The organism is Geodermatophilus sp. SYSU D00879, from assembly GCF_054050375.1.
In genome coordinates this window covers 144542-159494 of sequence record NZ_JBJGZF010000003.1, presented here as the reverse complement: position 1 = coordinate 159494, position 14953 = coordinate 144542, and the positions used below count along the sequence as shown (strand labels likewise).

Genomic DNA, 14953 nt, shown 5'->3' with positions numbered 1-14953 from the left:
GCGTAGGACCGGTTCCTGGCCGGGCCCTGTCAGCCGGCCCGGCGGCGCCCGGCCAGCCAGGCCGTCACCCGGGGGCTGAGCGCGAGGCCGGCGGCGACCAGCGGGCAGACGGCCACGACGACCGGCGCGGCGCCGACGTCCTCGCCGACCGCGGCCGCCGTCGCGATGACGAGGAGCGCGAAGCCCAGCGAGGCCACGGCGCCCAGGAGCAGCGGCCACCGGCCCCGGCGGGAGACCAGCCAGACGACGCCGAAGAGCTCGATCACGGGCAGCAGGAGCAGCGCGTAGACCCACCAGTCCCGGACGTCGTCGGACTGCACGCCGCCGAGGACGAAGGGCAGGACGGTGACCAGGGCCAGCGGCAGCACGCCGAGGGCGCCGACCGCCGCGGCGGCGATCGCCGTGCCGGGCATGCGGGAGGGGCTCGTGGACGACGTGGTCACGCCGCGGAGCCTAGGACCGGCGCCGGCTCAGGCGACGCGCTCGGGCTCCCCCGCCGACGACCGGCGCCACGAGGCGTGCAGCCGCGCGTAGGGGCCGACGGCGTCGACCAGGTCCGCGTGCGTGCCGCGCTGCACGACCCGGGCGGCGTCGACGACGAGCACCTCGTCGGCCCGCTCGGCGGTGGACAGCCGGTGCGCGATGGTCAGCGTGGTGCGGCCCTCGGTGAGCCGGTCCAGGGCCAGGGTCAGCCGCCGCTCGGTGGCCGGGTCGACGGCGCTGGTGGCCTCGTCGAGCACCAGCAGGTCGGGCGCGGCCACGTGGGCGCGGGCGATGGCGACCAGCTGCCGCTCCCCCGCCGACAGCGACTCGCCGCGCTGGCCGACCGCCGTCGCGACGCCGTCGGCCAGGCCGGCCAGCCAGTCGCCGAGGCCGAGCTCGGCGAAGGCCGCGGTGACCTGCTCGTCGGTGAGGTCCGGGCGGCCGTAGCGGACGTTGTCGGCGACGGTGGCGTCGAACAGGAAGCCGTCCTGCGGCACCATGCCGACCCGCCGGCGCAGCGAGGCGAACGCCACGTCGGGCAGCGGCACCCAGCCGGCCGCGTCGGAGCCGAGCAGCACCCGGCCCTCGGTGGGGTCCATGAGCCGGGTGACCAGCTTGGCGAACGTCGTCTTCCCCGACCCGGTCTCCCCGACGACGGCGTAGCGGCGGCGCGGCGCGAGCGCGAGGTCGACGTCGTCGAGGGCCGCCCGTGCGCCCGGGGCGTAGCGGAAGGTGACGTGCTCGAGCCGGACGCCCAGCGGCCCGGCCGGCAGGTCGCGCGCGGTGCCGGTGGCGGCGGGGTCGCGGACGTCGGGCTCGGTGTCGAGGACGTCGAGCACCCGGCGGAACCCGGCGATCGCGTTCTGCCCCTCGTTGAGCACCTCGCTGGCGGTCTGCACCGGCGCGACGAAGAGCGTGACGAGGAACAGGAACGCCACCAGCGTGCCGGCGGTGACCTCCCCGGCCAGGCCGAGCAGCACGCCGACCACGACGACGGCGGCGTTGGCGACCGCGGCCGCGAACTCGCCGGTGACGAACACGGCCGCGGTGACCTTCTGCGCGTCGACCTGGGCGCGGTAGTGCCGGCCGATGGCGCGGTCCAGGCGGGCCGCCGTCCGCTCGCGGATGCCGTAGGCGCGCACCGTCGGCGCGCCGACGACGGACTCCGACACCGCGGCGAGCACGTCGCCGACCCGCTCGCGGACCACGCCGTAGGCGACCTGCAGCCGGCGGGCGAACCAGCGGACGGCGAAGGCCAGCGGCAGGAAGCAGAGGAGCACCAGCAGGGTCAGCTGCCAGGAGTAGACCGCCATGACGACGGTGGCCACGACCAGCTGGCCGAGGCTCACCACGCCGAGGACGCCGCCCCACTGCATGAAGGTGGACAGCTGGTCGACGTCGCTGGTGACGCGGGAGACCAGGGAGCCGCGGCGCTCGCCCTGCTGGTGCAGCACCGACAGGTCGTGCACGTGGCGGAACGCCCGGGCGCGCAGCCCGGCCAGCGCGGTCTCGGTGGTGCGGAACAGCCGGACGTTCATCCGGTACACCGCCACCCCGGTGACCAGGACGACGACCGCGCAGACCAGCACCAGCGTGCGGACCAGCCCGAGGTCGGGGCCGCCGGGGGCGAGCAGGCCGCGGTCGATGACCTGCTGGACGGCGATCGGCACGACCACCCGCCCGGCGGTGGCGACCAGCGCGAGCGCGAAGGTGGCCGGCAGCCCGCGGCGGAACTCCGGCATCATCCGCAGCCCGCGGCGCAGCGTGGCGAACGCGCCCTCGCGCCGTTCGGTGTCCACGGCGCTCACGCCGCCACCTCCGCCTGGGCGTAGGCGCGGACCAGCGCGGCGTAGCCGGGCACGGTGGCCAGCAGCTCCTCGTGGCTGCCGCGGGCGGTGACCCGGCCGTTCTCCAGCCACACCACCTCGTCGGCGAGGGCGATGGTGGCCTGCCGGTAGGCGACGACGACCACCGTCGAGGGCCGGTCGGCCGAGCGCAGCGCGTCGAGGATGCGCGCCTCGACGGCGGGGTCGACGGCGCTGGTGGCGTCGTCGAGGACGAGCAGCCGGGGCCGGCGGATCACGGCGCGGGCCAGGGCCAGCCGCTGCCGCTGTCCGCCGGACAGGGTGGCGCCGCGCTCGCCGACGCGGGTGTCCAGGCCCTCGGGCAGCCGGTCGACGAAGTCCTCGGCGGCGGCCACGCGCAGCGCGGCGCGCACCTCGTCGTCGCCGTACCCGCCGCCGAGGGTCACGTTGCCGCGGACGGTGTCGTCGAAGAGGAAGGTGCCCTGCGGGACGAAGGCGGCCTGGCCGCTGACCTCGCCCTCGCGCAGCCGGCGCAGGTCGACGCCGTCGAGCAGCACCTCCCCGCCGGCCGGGTCGACCAGCCGCACCAGCAGCCCGGCCAGCGTGGACTTGCCCGAGCCGGTCGGCCCGACGACGGCGACCGTGCTGCCGGCCGCGACGTCGAAGGTGACCTGCGACAGCACCGGCTGCGACGCGCCGTCGAAGACGTGGTCGACCCCGCGCAGGCCCAGCCGGGCGCCGCCGTCGCCGGCGGGCGCGGTCTCCGGGCCGTGCGGGGTCTCGCCGGTGGCGTCGAGCACCGGGGTGACCCGGTCGAAGCCGGCGAGGGCGCGCGGGAGGTCGGCGAGCACCCAGCCGATCGCGCGGATGGGCAGCGCGAGCAGGGTGAACAGGTAGGCGATGCTCACCAGGTCGCCGGCGTCGGTGGCGCCGGAGGCGACCCGGCCGGCGCCGACCACGAGCACGGCGAGCGTGCCAAGGTTGGGCAGCGCCTCCATCAGCGGGTCGAACAGCCCGCGCACCCGGCCGACCGACACCAGCCCGTCGCGGAGCTCTTGGGCGCGCTCGGTGAACCGGGCGCTCTCGACGTCCTCGCGGCCGAGGGTCTTGACCACCAGGCCCGCGTCGAAGCTCTCGTGGGCGATCTCGCTGACCTCGGCGCGCAGCTGCTGCGCCCGCTGCATCCGCGGGCTCATCACCTGCGAGTAGACGGCGTTGACCACGAAGACCAAGGGGAAGACGACGAAGCCGACCAGGGCCAGCAGCGGGTCGGTGGCCACCAGCGCGACGACGGTGATGGCGATCATCACGAGCGTGCCGCAGGCGAACGGCAGCGGGGAGACGAAGTACCAGGCGGCCTCGACGTCGGAGTTCGCGTTGGACAGCAGTTGCCCGGTGGGGTGGCGCTGGTGCCAGGCCAGCGGCAGCCGCAGGTACTGCGCGGTGACGCGGCGGCGGTAGTCGGCCTGCAGGCGGTAGGCCATCACGCCGGCGAACAGCCGGCGGCCGAGGATGCCGAGGATCTTGAGCACCGAGACGCCGAGGACCACGACGACGGCGAGGGTGAGCGCGCCGGCGGTGGTGTCGCCGTCGGCGAAGGCCGGCAGCACCACCCGGTCGGTGACCTCGCCGATGACGAACGCCGACAGCACGGTCATCGCGGCGTACAGGCTGCTGGCGAGCACGGCCAGGGTGAACATCCCGCGCTGCTCGCGGATGGACCGGGCGACGTGGCGCAGTCCCCGCCGGACGACGGCGTCTCGGGCGCGGGGCACGGATCTCCTCGGGGTCGCGACCGCGGCACTCGCGGTCGTTACTCAGGCTAACCGGCGGCACCGACGGGGGCCTGCGGGTTTTCCGGGTGGACGGGATCGGTAACCCGCCGCGGTGACTCCCTCTTCCCGCCCGCTCGCCGCCCGCGAGCGCGCGGCCCTCGCCGACCTCCTCGACGACCTCGGCCCCGACGCCCCGACCTGCTGCGAGGGGTGGACGACGGCGCACCTGGCCGCCCACCTGGTGACCCGCGACCGCCGCCCCGACGCGCTGCCCGGCTACGCGCTGGAGCGCACGCCGGTCGGCGGCCGGCTGCACGCCCACGCGGAGCGGGTCGAGGAGCGGCTGCGCACCTCGGCGGCCTATCCCGAGCTGGTGGCCCGGGTGCGGCAGGGTCCGCCGGCGTGGCTGCCGATGGGCTGGCCCGGGGTGTCGGCGCTCGCGGACTCCGCCGAGTTCGCGATCCACCACGAGGACGTGCGGCGGGCGCAGCCCGGCTGGGCGCCGCGCGCGCTGCCGCTGGCCGACGCCGACCGGCTCTGGGGCGCCGCGCAGCTGTTCGCCCGCACGGCGGCCCCGCGGCACCCCGGCGGCCTGGTGCTGCAGCGCAGCGACGTCCCCGGGCCCGGAAGGCGGATCCGCGCCGGGTCCGCCCCGACCACGGTCGAGGGCGAGCCGATGGAGCTCCTGCTGTGGGCGACCGGGCGCGGCGACGTGGCGAAGGTGGCCGTGCGGGACGGCGCCCCCGTCGCCTGACAGCCCGCGAGCACTTCCGCGGAAGTGCCCCGTGCACTTCCGCGGAGGTGCACGGCCCCCGGCCGCCGTCAGCGCAGGGGCGTGTCCGCGGCGGTGCGCACCGGGACGCCGGCCCCGGCCAGCGCGGCCTTGACGTCGGGGATGCGCAGCTGGCCGAAGTGGAAGACGGTGGCCGCGAGCACCGCGTCGGCGCCGGCCTCGACCGCGGGCGGGAAGTGCTCGACCGCCCCGGCACCACCGCTGGCGATCACCGGCACGCTCACCTCGCGGCGGACCGCGCGGATCAGCTCGGTGTCGAACCCGGCGCGGGTGCCGTCGGCGTCCATCGAGTTGAGCAGCACCTCCCCCACCCCGAGCTCCGCGGCCTGCACCACCCACTCGACGGCGTCCCGGCCGGTGCCGCGGCGCCCGCCGTGCGTGGTGATCTCGAAGCCGGAGTCGGTCGATGCGCCGTCGCGCACCCGGCGGGCGTCGAGGGACAGCACGAGCACCTGGTTGCCGAAGCGGTCGGCGATCTCGCTGATCAGCTCCGGCCGGGCGACCGCGGCGGTGTTCACCGCGACCTTGTCCGCGCCGGCCCGCAGCAGCCGGTCGACGTCGTCGGGGCTGCGCACGCCGCCGCCGACGGTGAGCGGGATGAACACGCTCTCCGCGGTACGCCGGACGACGTCGTAGGTGGTCTCGCGGTCGCCGGAGCTGGCGGTGATGTCCAGGAAGGTGAGCTCGTCGGCGCCCTCGGCGTCGTAGACCCGGGCCATCTCCACCGGGTCGCCGGCGTCGCGCAGGTCGACGAAGTTGACGCCCTTGACCACCCGGCCGGCATCGACGTCCAGGCACGGGATCACGCGGACGGCCAGGCTCACGACGCCTCCTCGCCGGCGCTCGTCGGCGGCGTTCGCCCGGCTGCTCCGCTCGTGCGTGAGCTCGCGAGCTCGCTCACGTCCCCGCCCCCCGGACCGCGTCGGCCTCCACCTCGACCAGCATGTCGGGGTGCAGCAGCGAGGCCACCCCGACCATCGCGGTGGCCGGCCGGACCGCGCCGAAGACCTCGCCGTGCGCGCGCCCGACCTCCTCCCAGCGGGAGGTGTCGGTGACGTACATGCGGGTGCGGACGACGTCGGCGGCGGTCAGGCCGGCCGACTCCAGCGCGGCGACCAGCACGCCGAACGCCACCCGGGCCTGCGCGCCCACGTCGCCGGGGTGCACGACCGCGCCGTCGACGGTGGCGGTGCAACCGCTCACCCAGGCGGAGTCGCCGTGCACGACGACCCGGCTGTAGCCGACGACGTCCTCCCAGGGCCCGCCGGAGCCGATCCGCCGCGCGGTCACGACGACGCCTCGCGGGTGACCGCCAGCGCCTCGGGCAGCGTGAACGCGCCGGCGTAGAGGGCCTTGCCGACGATCGCACCCTCGACGCCGACCGCGGTCAGCCCGGCCAGCGCGCGGATGTCGTCGAGCGAGCTGACCCCGCCGGAGGCGACCACCGGCCGCGGGGTGGCGGCGCAGACCTCGCGCAGCAGCTCGAGGTTGGGGCCGCGCAGCGTGCCGTCCTTGGTGATGTCGGTGACCACGTAGCGGGCGCAGCCCTCGGCGTCCAGCCGCGCGAGGGTCTCGTAGAGCTCGCCGCCCTCGCGGGTCCAGCCGCGGGCGGCCAGCCGGGTGCCGCGGACGTCGAGGCCGACGGCGATCCGGTCGCCGTGCTCGGCGATCGCGCGGGCGCACCACTCGGGCGACTCCAGCGCCGCGGTGCCCAGGTTGACCCGGCGGCAGCCGGTGGCGAGCGCCGCGGCCAGCGACTCGTCGTCGCGGATGCCGCCGGACAGCTCCACGTCGACGTCGAGCTCGCCGACCACCCGGGCCAGGAGCTCGCGGTTGCTGCCCCGGCCGAAGGCGGCGTCGAGGTCGACCAGGTGCACCCACTCGGCGCCGTCGCGCTGCCACTGCAGGGCGGCGTCGAGGGGGTCGCCGTAGGAGGTCTCGCTGCCGGCCTCCCCCTGCACGAGACGGACGGCCTGACCGTCGGCGACGTCGACGGCGGGGAGCAGCTGGAGGGTCGGCACGCTCCCAGCCTAGGGACCGGCCCGCTGTGGCCTGGCTCGCCCACGGCAGGCTGCGGGGGTGGAGTTCGCCGACGTCGTCCGCAGGCGCCGCATGGTGCGCGACTACGACCCCGACCGGCCGGTGCCGCCGGAGGTGCGCGAGCGGCTGCTCGAGCACGCGATCCGGGCGCCCTCGGCCGGGTTCACCCAGGGCTGGGCGTTCCTGGTGCTCGAGACGCCCGCGGAGCGGGACCTGTTCTGGTCGGTGACCGCCTCAGACGGCGCCCCCGACGCCTGGCTCACCCGGATGCGGCGCGCGCCGCTGCTGGTGGTCCCGCTGTCGTCGAAGGACGCCTACCTCGACCGCTACGCGGAGCCCGACAAGGGCTGGACCGACCGCGACGAGGCCCGCTGGCCGGTGCCGTACTGGGACGTCGACGCCGGCATGGCGGCGCTGATGGTGCTGCTGACCGCCGTCGACGAGGGGCTGGGCGCCTGCCTGTTCGGCGTCCCGGCCGAGCGGGTGGACGCCTTCCGGGACGCGTTCGGGATCCCCGGCACCCACCGGCCGGTCGGCGTCGTGTCGGTCGGCTACCCGGGCGCGGACGACCGGCGCTCGCCGTCGCTCAAGCGGGGCCGGCGGGGCGTGGAGCAGGTCGTCCACCGCGGCCGCTGGGGCACGGCTGGTTGACTGCCCGCCCGTGACCTCCTCCTCGCGCGCCGTCCTCGTCACCGGTGGCTCCCGCGGCATCGGCCGCGCGATCGCCCGCGCCTTCGCCGGGCGCGGCGACCGGGTGGCCGTCCACTGGGGCACCTCGAAGGAGCGCGCCGAGGCGGTGCTCGCCGAGCTGCCCGGGTCCGGCCACGCGCTGGTGCAGGCCGACATGACCGACGCGGAGGCGGTGGGCGCCATGGTCGACGCCGCCGCGGAGGCGCTGGGCGGGCTGGACGTGCTGGTCAACAACGCCGGCGTCTTCGTGGCCTCCCCGCCGCTGACCGCCTCCTTCGAGGAGTGGCGGGAGGTGTGGGAGCGGACGCTCGCGGTCAACCTGCTCGGCGCCGCGCACGCCACCTTCCGCGCCGTCCCGCACCTGCGCGCCGCCGGCGGCGGCGCGGTGGTCAACGTGTCCAGCCGCGGCGCGTTCCGCGGCGAGCCGCAGAACCCGGCCTACGGCGCCTCGAAGGCGGGGATGAACGCCTTCGCGCAGTCGATGGCCCTCGCCCTGGCGCCGCTGGGCATCTCGGTCACCGCCGTGGCGCCGGGCTTCGTGCAGACCGAGATGGCGCGCGAGGTGCTCGACGGCCCCGGCGGCGACGCCGTCCGCGCGCAGTCGCCGTTCGGCCGGGTCGCCCGCCCGGAGGAGGTGGCCTCGGCGGTGCTGTGGCTGGCCTCGCCCGAGGCGCGGTTCAGCACCGGCACGATCGTCGACGTCAACGGCGCGTCCTACCTGCGCAGCTGAGCCCGGTCAGCCGCCGTGGGCGGCGGCCCAGTGCGGGCTGGTGATGAGCCCGAGCAGGTTGCCGAACGGGTCGGCGACCACCGCCGTCGACCAGCCCTCGCCGCGCACGGTGGGCGGGGAGACGACGGTGGCGCCGGCGTCCTCGAGGCGCCGCAGCGCCGCGGGCAGGTCGTCGACGTGCCAGTGGACGACGACGCCGGCCGGCCGCCCGGCGGGCCAGGTGGCGTAGCGGGCGTCCATGACGCCGAGCTCGTCCTCGTCGTCGCCGATGCGGAACTCGACGTAGGCCGGTGGCCCCTCGACCGGCCGGGTGAAGTAGGGCTCGGTGCCGAGCACGCCGGCGTACCAGCGGACGGCGGCGGGGACGTCGTCGGCGAGCAGGGTCACGGTGGCCAGTCCTCGGAGCACGGGAGGGTCCCTCCGTCGGGCGGTCCGCCTGCCGCGTCCCGCTGGACCCCATGCTCCGGGGAGAAGTGCTCACCTCCTGAGCGCTTTCCGCGGCATCCTCGGCGGCGTGCGCGCGGACCGGCTGGTCGCCCTCCTCCTGCTGCTGCAGGCCCGCGGCCGGGTCACCGCCGCGCAGGCCGCCGCCGAGCTGGAGGTGTCGGTGGCGACCGCCCGGCGCGACCTTGAGGCGCTGTCGGCGGCGGGCGTCCCGGTGTACCCGCAGGCCGGGCGGGGCGGCGGGTGGCGGCTGGTCGGCGGGGCGCGCACCGACCTCACCGGCCTGACCGGGCCTGAGGCGCGGGCGCTGTTCCTGCTGCTCGGCCCCGCCACCGCGGCCGCGCCGGACGCGCGGGGCGCGCTGCGCAAGCTGCTGCGGGCGCTGCCGGGGACCTTCCGCGCCGAGGCCGCGGCCGCCGCGGAGGCGGTCGTCGTCGACCCGGCCGGCTGGGGCGAGCGCGCCCGCGAGCGGCCGGAGGTGGCACTGCTGCTCGACGCCGTCGTCGCCCGGCGGGTGGTGGAGTTCGACTACGCCGGGCGCGGCGGCGCCCCGAGCCGGCGGCGGGCCGAGCCGTGGGGGCTCGTGGACAAGGACGGCACCTGGTACCTGGTCGCCGGCACCGCGGCGGGGCGGCGCACCTTCCGCGTCGACCGCATGGGGTCGCCGGCGGTGACCGGGGAGGTCTTCGAGCGGCCGGCCGACCTCGACCTGCCCGGCGTGTGGGACGAGGTGGTCGGCGCGGTCGAGGACCGGCGGTCCCCCGTGACGGCGACGGTGCTGGTGGCCGGGCGGCTGGTCCCCGTGCTGCGGGACCGGTTCGGCCGGCACTGCGCCGTCGAGGGCGGCCCGGACGGCGACGGGCGGGTGCGGCTGCGCGTGGCCGCGCACACGACGCGCGCGGTCGCCGAGCAGCTGGCCGGGTTCGGCGCCGCGGTGGAGGTGGCCGGGCCCGCCGCGGTGCGCGCCGAGCTTGCCGCGATCGGCGCCGAGCTGCTGGCCCGCCACGGCGACTGAGCGCCCGGTGTCGACCTGCTGCTGCCTCGGCGCGGCCGGGACAGCAGCAGGGCGACACCCGGCGCGCGCCGGGTCAGCCGAGGTCCGTCGTCGCCCCCACGACCACGAGGTCGGAGCTGTGCGTGCCGGCCGCGTCGACGCCGGGCGGGCGCTCCTCGAAGCCGGGCAGGTCGCCCAGCCCGTCGCTGCCGTCGACCACCCGCAGCCGCAGCGGCCCGTCGCCGTCCACGGTGAACGTGGCCTCCACGCCCTGCGCGGGCGGCGCGTGGAAGGTGATCCACAGCCGGTCCTCCCCCAGCGCCGGGGCCGGGACGTCGCGCGCCTCCACCCGGGCGGCGCCGACCGTCCCGCCGTCGGCGGTCAGGTCCAGCACCACCAGCCGGACCTCGCGCTGCGGAGTGACCCGCACGGTGACCGTCCGCTCCCCGCCGGAGGAGCGGTCGTCGAGGACCTCGACCCGCGACGTCGGCAGGTTCGCGACCTCCGCCGGGCCGGCCGCCACCGCCTCCCCGGCGAGGTAGGGGTAGTCGTGCGGCAGCGTCCGCGGGGTGCCGACGTAGCGCGCGGTGTACTCCCCCGGGTCGTCCTCGGTGCTGGCCCACCAGGCCTCGCCGGTGTCGGCCTCCAGCGCGTAGACCAGCTGGCTGGGCACCGGGTGCTGCGGGTCGAAGCGGTCCACGGCCAGCCCGACGGCGGTGAGCAGCACGGTCAGGGCGACGGCGACCCCGGGCACGGCGAGCGTCCGCAGCCGGGCGCGGCCGGCCGGGAACAGCCCCTCCACCACCGGCAGCAGCGCCAGGGCGAGCACCGTCGCGACCGCCGCGGGCGCGGCCCCGCCGGCCAGGCCGAGCGCCGGGAAGAACAGCGCCACGGTGGGCGCGAGGACGACGACCGCGACCGCCCCGGCGACCAGCGCGCCGGCGAGCCCGGCCCGCCGCGGCAGCAGCCCGGCGAGCGCGCCGGCCAGCGCCGGCAGCGCGGCCAGGTAGGACCCGCCGGGCGCCAGCGCCGCGAGCAGCACCGCCAGGACGGCGAGCAGCGCCAGCGCCCCGGTGCGCAGCGCCGCGGCGCCCAGGCGGCGGCGCAGCAGCGCGTACCAGGCCAGCACCACCGCCGCGACCAGCGCGACCGCCGCCAGCCGGAACCAGCCCGGCTGCCACGGGTCGATCATCGTGGCGTAGCCGGGCCGGACGAGCACCAGCAGCCGCCACAGCCCGACGACGGCCAGCGGCGCGAGCACGAGCGGCAGCAGCGCGGCGGCCGTGCCGAGCAGCGTCCGCGGCAGCGACGAGCCGCGCCGCCGGTCCACCAGCGCCAGGACGGCGACGCCGAGCACCGCCGCCCCCGCCAGCGGCCACACCAGCGCGCCCGGGTACCGCGCGAGCGCGGTGGGCAGCGGGAAGTAGGTGGCGTCGCCGTCGCCGGGGCGGGCCAGGTCGGCCAGGTCGGCGCCGCCGAGCTCCCGGGTGAGGGCGAGGGTGTTGTCGCCCAGCGCCTGCAGCGTCCGCTGGTCCAGCCGGGCGGGGGTGTCCTGCGGCGTGTGGTAGGCGGCGTTGCCGTCGATGAACGCGGTGTTCAGGCCGGTGAAGTCGCCGTCGCCGAGCAGGACGCTGAAGTCGGTGTCGTTGGGCAGCGTCCGGTACACCTCGACGGCGAAGCTGCTGGCCACCGGGTGCGGCACCGCGGCGGCGTACCGCGCGGCCAGCCCGGCGTTGCCCAGCGACGTCTCGAACATGATCGGCGGGCCGGTGGTGCCGCGGGCCTCGAGGTTGAGCACCACCCCGCCCTCGCCCGCCAGCGGGTGGCTGTCGGCGAACGCCTCGGCGCCGCACAGGCAGGCCTCCTCGGCGTCGGTGATCACCACGACGACGTCGTTGCGCAGCGGCTCGCCCGCGCCGAGGGCGCGCACCGTCTCGAGGATGGCGGCCACGCCGGCGGCGTCGTCGCTGGCGCCGGGGCCGGTCTCCACCGAGTCCGAGTGCGCCATGAGGAACAGCCGGCCGGTGCTGTCGGTGCCGGGCAGGACCGCGACGACGTTGCGCACCCGCGCCATCTCCGCCGCCCCGGGACCGGCCTGCCAGGTGCCGACGGCGTTCTGCACGCGGGTGTCCAGGCCCAGGTCGGTGAGCGTGGCGACCAGCCCGTCGACGACGCGCTCGTGCGCCGGGCTGCCCGCGACGTGCACCTGCGCGGCGATCTCCTCCACGTGCGCGAAGGCCCGCCCGGCGCTGAACGACGCCGCCGGGGCGTCGGCGGGCGCGGGGGCCGGTGGGCGCAGCGCCAGCACGCTCCAGACGGTGAGTCCGGCCAGCAGGACCAGCGTGACGAGCGGGCCGGCCGGCCCTCCGCGGCGCTCGGGTGCCGGGGCGGGGGTGCGCGACGCGGGCAAGCGGGTCCTCCTCGACCGGATGCGGGACCGGGTCACCCTAGGCGCGGGCGGAGGACACTCCGGGGATGCTGCGCGGTGCGCTCCCCGCCCGTGCCGGGCGCCGGACCAACCTGGGGCTGCTGGTGCTCCTGCTGGTGGCCGGTGGGAGCGGGGTGCTCGCGTTCGGCGTCGGGACGCCGCTGCCCTCCCGGCTGGTGGCCGCCGTGCACGGGGCGGCGGGGCTGGGCCTGCTGCTGCTCGTGCCGTGGAAGGCCGTCGTCGTCCGCCGCTCGCGGGCGCGCACCCGCGGCCGCCGCGACCCCACCGCGGCGTGGGGCCTCGCGGTCCTCGTCGGGCTGACCGTCGCGACCGGCGGACTGCACACCGTCGCGGGGCCGGGCCTGGCCGTGGGCGGCGTGGCGCTGCTGCAGGTGCACGTCGCGACGGCGGTCGGCACCGCGGTGCTGCTGGTCGTGCACGCCGTCGGCAGCCGGCAGCGGCCGCGGCGCAGCGACGCCTCCCGCCGCGCGCTGCTGCGGACCGGCGGCCTGGCGGTCGCCGCGGCCGCGCTGTGGGGCGCGGTCGAGGGCGGCCTGCGGCTCACCGGGGCGCCGGGCGCGCGGCGGCGCGGCACCGGCTCGTACGAGCGCGGCAGCGGCGACCCCGCGGCCATGCCGGTCACGCAGTGGTTCACCGACGCCGTCCCGGACGACGCCGGCGGGACCGTCGACCTGGTCGCGGGCGGCCGCACGACCCGGCTGCGCGCGGCCGGCCTGGACCGCGGCGACACGGTGACCGCCGTCCTCGACTGCACCGGCGGCTGGTACGCCGTCCAGGACTGGCGCGGCGTGCGGCTGGACCGGCTGCTGGCCGGCCTCGACCTGCCCGACGGCGGCAGCGTCGACGTCGTCAGCGTCACCGGCTACCGGCGGCGGCTGCCGCTGGCCGACGCGGGCGCGCTGCTGCTGGCCACGCACTGCGCGGGCCGGCCGCTGTCGGCCGGGCACGGGGCGCCGGTGCGGCTGGTCGCGCCGGGCCGGCGCGGCTACTGGTGGGTGAAGTGGGTGCGCCGGGTGGAGGTGGTCGACGCGCCGTGGTGGCTGCAGCCGCCGGTCCCGCTCCAGTGAGTCAGAGCGTGGCCAGCCAGTTGGTGAGCAGCTGGGCGCCGGCGTCGCCGCTCTTCTCCGGGTGGAACTGCGTCGCCGACAGCGCGCCGTTCTCCACGCCGGCGACGAACCGGTCGCCGTGCTCGGCCCAGGTGACCTTCGGCGGCGCCAGCCGCGACGGCGGGCCGTCCTGGCCGAGGGTGAACTCGCGCACGCCGTAGGAGTGCACGAAGTAGAAGCGCTCGTCGGCCAGGCCGTGGAACAGCACGCTGCCCTCGGGGACCTCGACCCGGTTCCAGCCCATGTGCGGCAGGACGGGCGCCTCCAGCTGCTCGACGGTGCCGGGCCACTCGCCGCAGCCCGCGGCGTCGTGGCCGTGCTCGACCCCGCGCTCGAAGAGGACCTGCATGCCGACGCAGATGCCCAGCACCGGCCGGCCGCCGGCCAGCCGCCGGCCGATGGTGCGCGGCCCGTCGACGGCGCGCAGCTCCTGCATGCAGTGGGCGAACGCGCCCACGCCCGGCACGACGAGCCCGTCGGCCTCCAGGGCGGCGTCGCGGTCGGCGGTCACGGTCACGTCGGCGCCGACGCGGGCCAGCGCCCGCTCGGCCGAGCGCAGGTTGCCCGACCCGTAGTCGAGGACGACCACCTTCTTCACGTCTGCCACGGTACGTGGCAGCGCCGCGCCCCCCGCCGGGATTCCCGGCTCAGCGGTCCCAGGGCAGCACGGTGAGCTCGGGCCACACCGCCCGCCAGCGGGCGGCCTCGGCCTCGTAGACCTCCCGCGGCGCGGGGCTCGCCGGGTGTCTGGAACAGCAGCCCGGCGGTCGGCCCCCACTCGCCGGCGCCCAGCGCCGGCGCCCGCTCGAGCACCGCGCCACCGTCGGGTCGCCGAGGACGAGCCCGAGGAACCGGTCCTCGGGCGTCAGACCAGCCTCAGGATCCCCGACGCGGTCGCCAGCAGCGCCGCCACCAGCAGCACGACCGCGATCACGACCTGCGGGCCGGTGCGGCCCTTCGTGTCGTGGTCCGCCTTCCACATGCTCCACGCCCCGCCCAGCAGGAACCCGCCGAGGACGACGAGGACGACGCCGAACTCCATCCGCTACAGCGCGCCCTTGGTGGAGGGGACGTCGGCGACCCGCGGGTCGATCGCGACGGCGGCCCGCAGCGCCCGGGCGAGCGCCTTGAACTGGCCCTCGACGATGTGGTGGGCGTCGCGGCCGGCGTAGAGCACCCGCACGTGCAGGGTGATCCGCGCGTTGAAGGCGAAGGACTCGAGCACGTGCTTGGTCAGTGACGTCGGGTAGTCCGGCCCGATCATCGGCGTCATCGTCTCGGGCTCGGCGTGCACGAAGTACGGCCGGCCGGACAGGTCGACGGCGGCCTGCACGAGCACCTCGTCCATGGGGATCGTGGCGTCGCCGTAGCGGGTGATGCCCTTCTTGTCCCCGAGCGCCTCGCCGAACGCCTGGCCGAGGGCGATGGCGACGTCCTCGACGGTGTGGTGCGCGTCGATGTGCAGGTCGCCGTCGGCCTGCACGGTGAGGTCGATGCCGCTGTGCTTGGACAGCGCGGTGAGCATGTGGTCGTAGAAGCCGACGCCGGTGCTGATCGAGCTCTTCCCGGTGCCGTCGAGGTCGAGCTCGACGACCAGCTTGGTCTCACTGGTGGCGCGCTCCACGCGGGCGGTACGGCTCATGG

General features: G+C 77.2%; 16 protein-coding genes. 5 read left to right on the top strand and 11 right to left on the bottom strand.

Going from position 1 to position 14953, the window contains the following annotated elements; genetic code table 11:
- Positions 1-29: 29 nt before the first annotated feature.
- The 3 genes from ACI79B_RS06380 to ACI79B_RS06370 are packed head-to-tail and all read right to left on the bottom strand — an operon-like array spanning position 30 to position 4063.
- Positions 30-443, bottom strand: coding sequence for a hypothetical protein (locus tag ACI79B_RS06380; RefSeq protein WP_456926692.1), 414 nt, complete (start codon positions 441-443; stop codon positions 30-32).
- 27 nt (positions 444-470) lie between these two features.
- Positions 471-2291, bottom strand: a complete 1821-nt coding sequence (locus ACI79B_RS06375; RefSeq protein WP_456926691.1) for an ABC transporter ATP-binding protein — start codon at positions 2289-2291, stop codon at positions 471-473.
- Positions 2288-4063 carry an ABC transporter ATP-binding protein gene (locus ACI79B_RS06370; protein WP_456926690.1) on the bottom strand — a complete coding sequence of 592 codons (1776 nt, stop codon included), beginning with the start codon at positions 4061-4063 and terminating at the stop codon, positions 2288-2290. The genes ACI79B_RS06375 and ACI79B_RS06370 overlap by 4 nt, the downstream gene beginning before the upstream one ends.
- 112 nt (positions 4064-4175) lie before the next feature.
- Here ACI79B_RS06370 and ACI79B_RS06365 point away from each other — a divergent pair, with 112 nt between their 5' ends.
- On the top strand, positions 4176-4817 hold the full coding sequence (locus ACI79B_RS06365) for a TIGR03085 family metal-binding protein (RefSeq protein WP_456926689.1): 642 nt from the start codon (positions 4176-4178) through the stop codon (positions 4815-4817).
- Positions 4818-4885: 68 nt separating this feature from the next.
- Here ACI79B_RS06365 and hisF read toward each other — a convergent pair whose 3' ends face one another.
- The 3 genes from hisF to priA form a co-directional block, all read right to left on the bottom strand.
- The gene (hisF, locus tag ACI79B_RS06360; protein ID WP_456926688.1) at positions 4886-5680 is read right to left on the bottom strand and encodes an imidazole glycerol phosphate synthase subunit HisF; all 795 of its coding nucleotides are present in this window, start codon (positions 5678-5680) and stop codon (positions 4886-4888) included.
- Positions 5681-5753: 73 nt separating this feature from the next.
- Positions 5754-6146, bottom strand: a complete 393-nt coding sequence (locus ACI79B_RS06355) for a RidA family protein (RefSeq protein ID WP_456926687.1) — start codon at positions 6144-6146, stop codon at positions 5754-5756.
- Positions 6143-6877 (bottom strand): bifunctional 1-(5-phosphoribosyl)-5-((5-phosphoribosylamino)methylideneamino)imidazole-4-carboxamide isomerase/phosphoribosylanthranilate isomerase PriA, encoded by a 735-nt coding sequence (gene priA / locus ACI79B_RS06350; protein ID WP_456926686.1) that lies wholly within the window; start codon positions 6875-6877, stop codon positions 6143-6145. Before priA ends, ACI79B_RS06355 begins: the two co-directional genes overlap by 4 nt.
- 58 nt (positions 6878-6935) lie before the next feature.
- Here priA and ACI79B_RS06345 point away from each other — a divergent pair, with 58 nt between their 5' ends.
- Together ACI79B_RS06345 and ACI79B_RS06340 are read left to right on the top strand one after the other, a co-directional pair.
- The gene (locus ACI79B_RS06345) at positions 6936-7547 is read left to right on the top strand and encodes a nitroreductase family protein (RefSeq protein ID WP_456926685.1); all 612 of its coding nucleotides are present in this window, start codon (positions 6936-6938) and stop codon (positions 7545-7547) included.
- 10 nt (positions 7548-7557) lie between these two features.
- Positions 7558-8316, top strand: coding sequence for an SDR family NAD(P)-dependent oxidoreductase (locus ACI79B_RS06340; protein WP_456926684.1), 759 nt, complete (start codon positions 7558-7560; stop codon positions 8314-8316).
- Positions 8317-8322: 6 nt separating this feature from the next.
- On the opposite strand, the gene ACI79B_RS06335 is transcribed toward ACI79B_RS06340, so the two are convergent.
- Complete coding sequence (locus tag ACI79B_RS06335; protein WP_456926683.1) at positions 8323-8724, bottom strand: VOC family protein; 402 nt, start codon at positions 8722-8724, stop codon at positions 8323-8325.
- A gap of 106 nt (positions 8725-8830) precedes the next feature.
- On the opposite strand from ACI79B_RS06335, the gene ACI79B_RS06330 reads away from it, so the two are divergent.
- Positions 8831-9775 carry a helix-turn-helix transcriptional regulator gene (locus ACI79B_RS06330; protein WP_456926682.1) on the top strand — a complete coding sequence of 315 codons (945 nt, stop codon included), beginning with the start codon at positions 8831-8833 and terminating at the stop codon, positions 9773-9775.
- Positions 9776-9848: 73 nt separating this feature from the next.
- On the opposite strand, the gene ACI79B_RS06325 is transcribed toward ACI79B_RS06330, so the two are convergent.
- Positions 9849-12164: a M20/M25/M40 family metallo-hydrolase gene (locus tag ACI79B_RS06325; RefSeq protein ID WP_456926681.1), complete on the bottom strand. Its 2316-nt coding sequence runs from the start codon at positions 12162-12164 to the stop codon at positions 9849-9851.
- 65 nt (positions 12165-12229) lie between these two features.
- Here ACI79B_RS06325 and ACI79B_RS06320 point away from each other — a divergent pair, with 65 nt between their 5' ends.
- Positions 12230-13270 (top strand): molybdopterin-dependent oxidoreductase, encoded by a 1041-nt coding sequence (locus ACI79B_RS06320; RefSeq protein WP_456926680.1) that lies wholly within the window; start codon positions 12230-12232, stop codon positions 13268-13270.
- A gap of 1 nt (position 13271) precedes the next feature.
- Here ACI79B_RS06320 and hisH read toward each other — a convergent pair whose 3' ends face one another.
- From hisH to hisB, 3 genes are all read right to left on the bottom strand, one after another.
- The gene (gene hisH, locus ACI79B_RS06315) at positions 13272-13907 is read right to left on the bottom strand and encodes an imidazole glycerol phosphate synthase subunit HisH (RefSeq protein ID WP_456926679.1); all 636 of its coding nucleotides are present in this window, start codon (positions 13905-13907) and stop codon (positions 13272-13274) included.
- A gap of 267 nt (positions 13908-14174) precedes the next feature.
- Positions 14175-14351 (bottom strand): hypothetical protein, encoded by a 177-nt coding sequence (locus ACI79B_RS06310; protein WP_456926678.1) that lies wholly within the window; start codon positions 14349-14351, stop codon positions 14175-14177.
- Positions 14352-14354: 3 nt separating this feature from the next.
- Positions 14355-14951 (bottom strand): imidazoleglycerol-phosphate dehydratase HisB, encoded by a 597-nt coding sequence (hisB, locus tag ACI79B_RS06305; protein ID WP_456926677.1) that lies wholly within the window; start codon positions 14949-14951, stop codon positions 14355-14357.
- Between the last annotated feature and the right edge of the window lie 2 nt (positions 14952-14953).

Coding starts and splice junctions, on each gene's coding strand:
- ACI79B_RS06320 (WP_456926680.1), top strand. CDS start 12,230: ATGCTGCGCGGTGCGCTCCCCGCCCGTGCCGGGCGCCGGACCAACCTG.
- hisB (WP_456926677.1), bottom strand. CDS start 14,951: ATGAGCCGTACCGCCCGCGTGGAGCGCGCCACCAGTGAGACCAAGCTG.
- ACI79B_RS06310 (WP_456926678.1), bottom strand. CDS start 14,351: ATGGAGTTCGGCGTCGTCCTCGTCGTCCTCGGCGGGTTCCTGCTGGGC.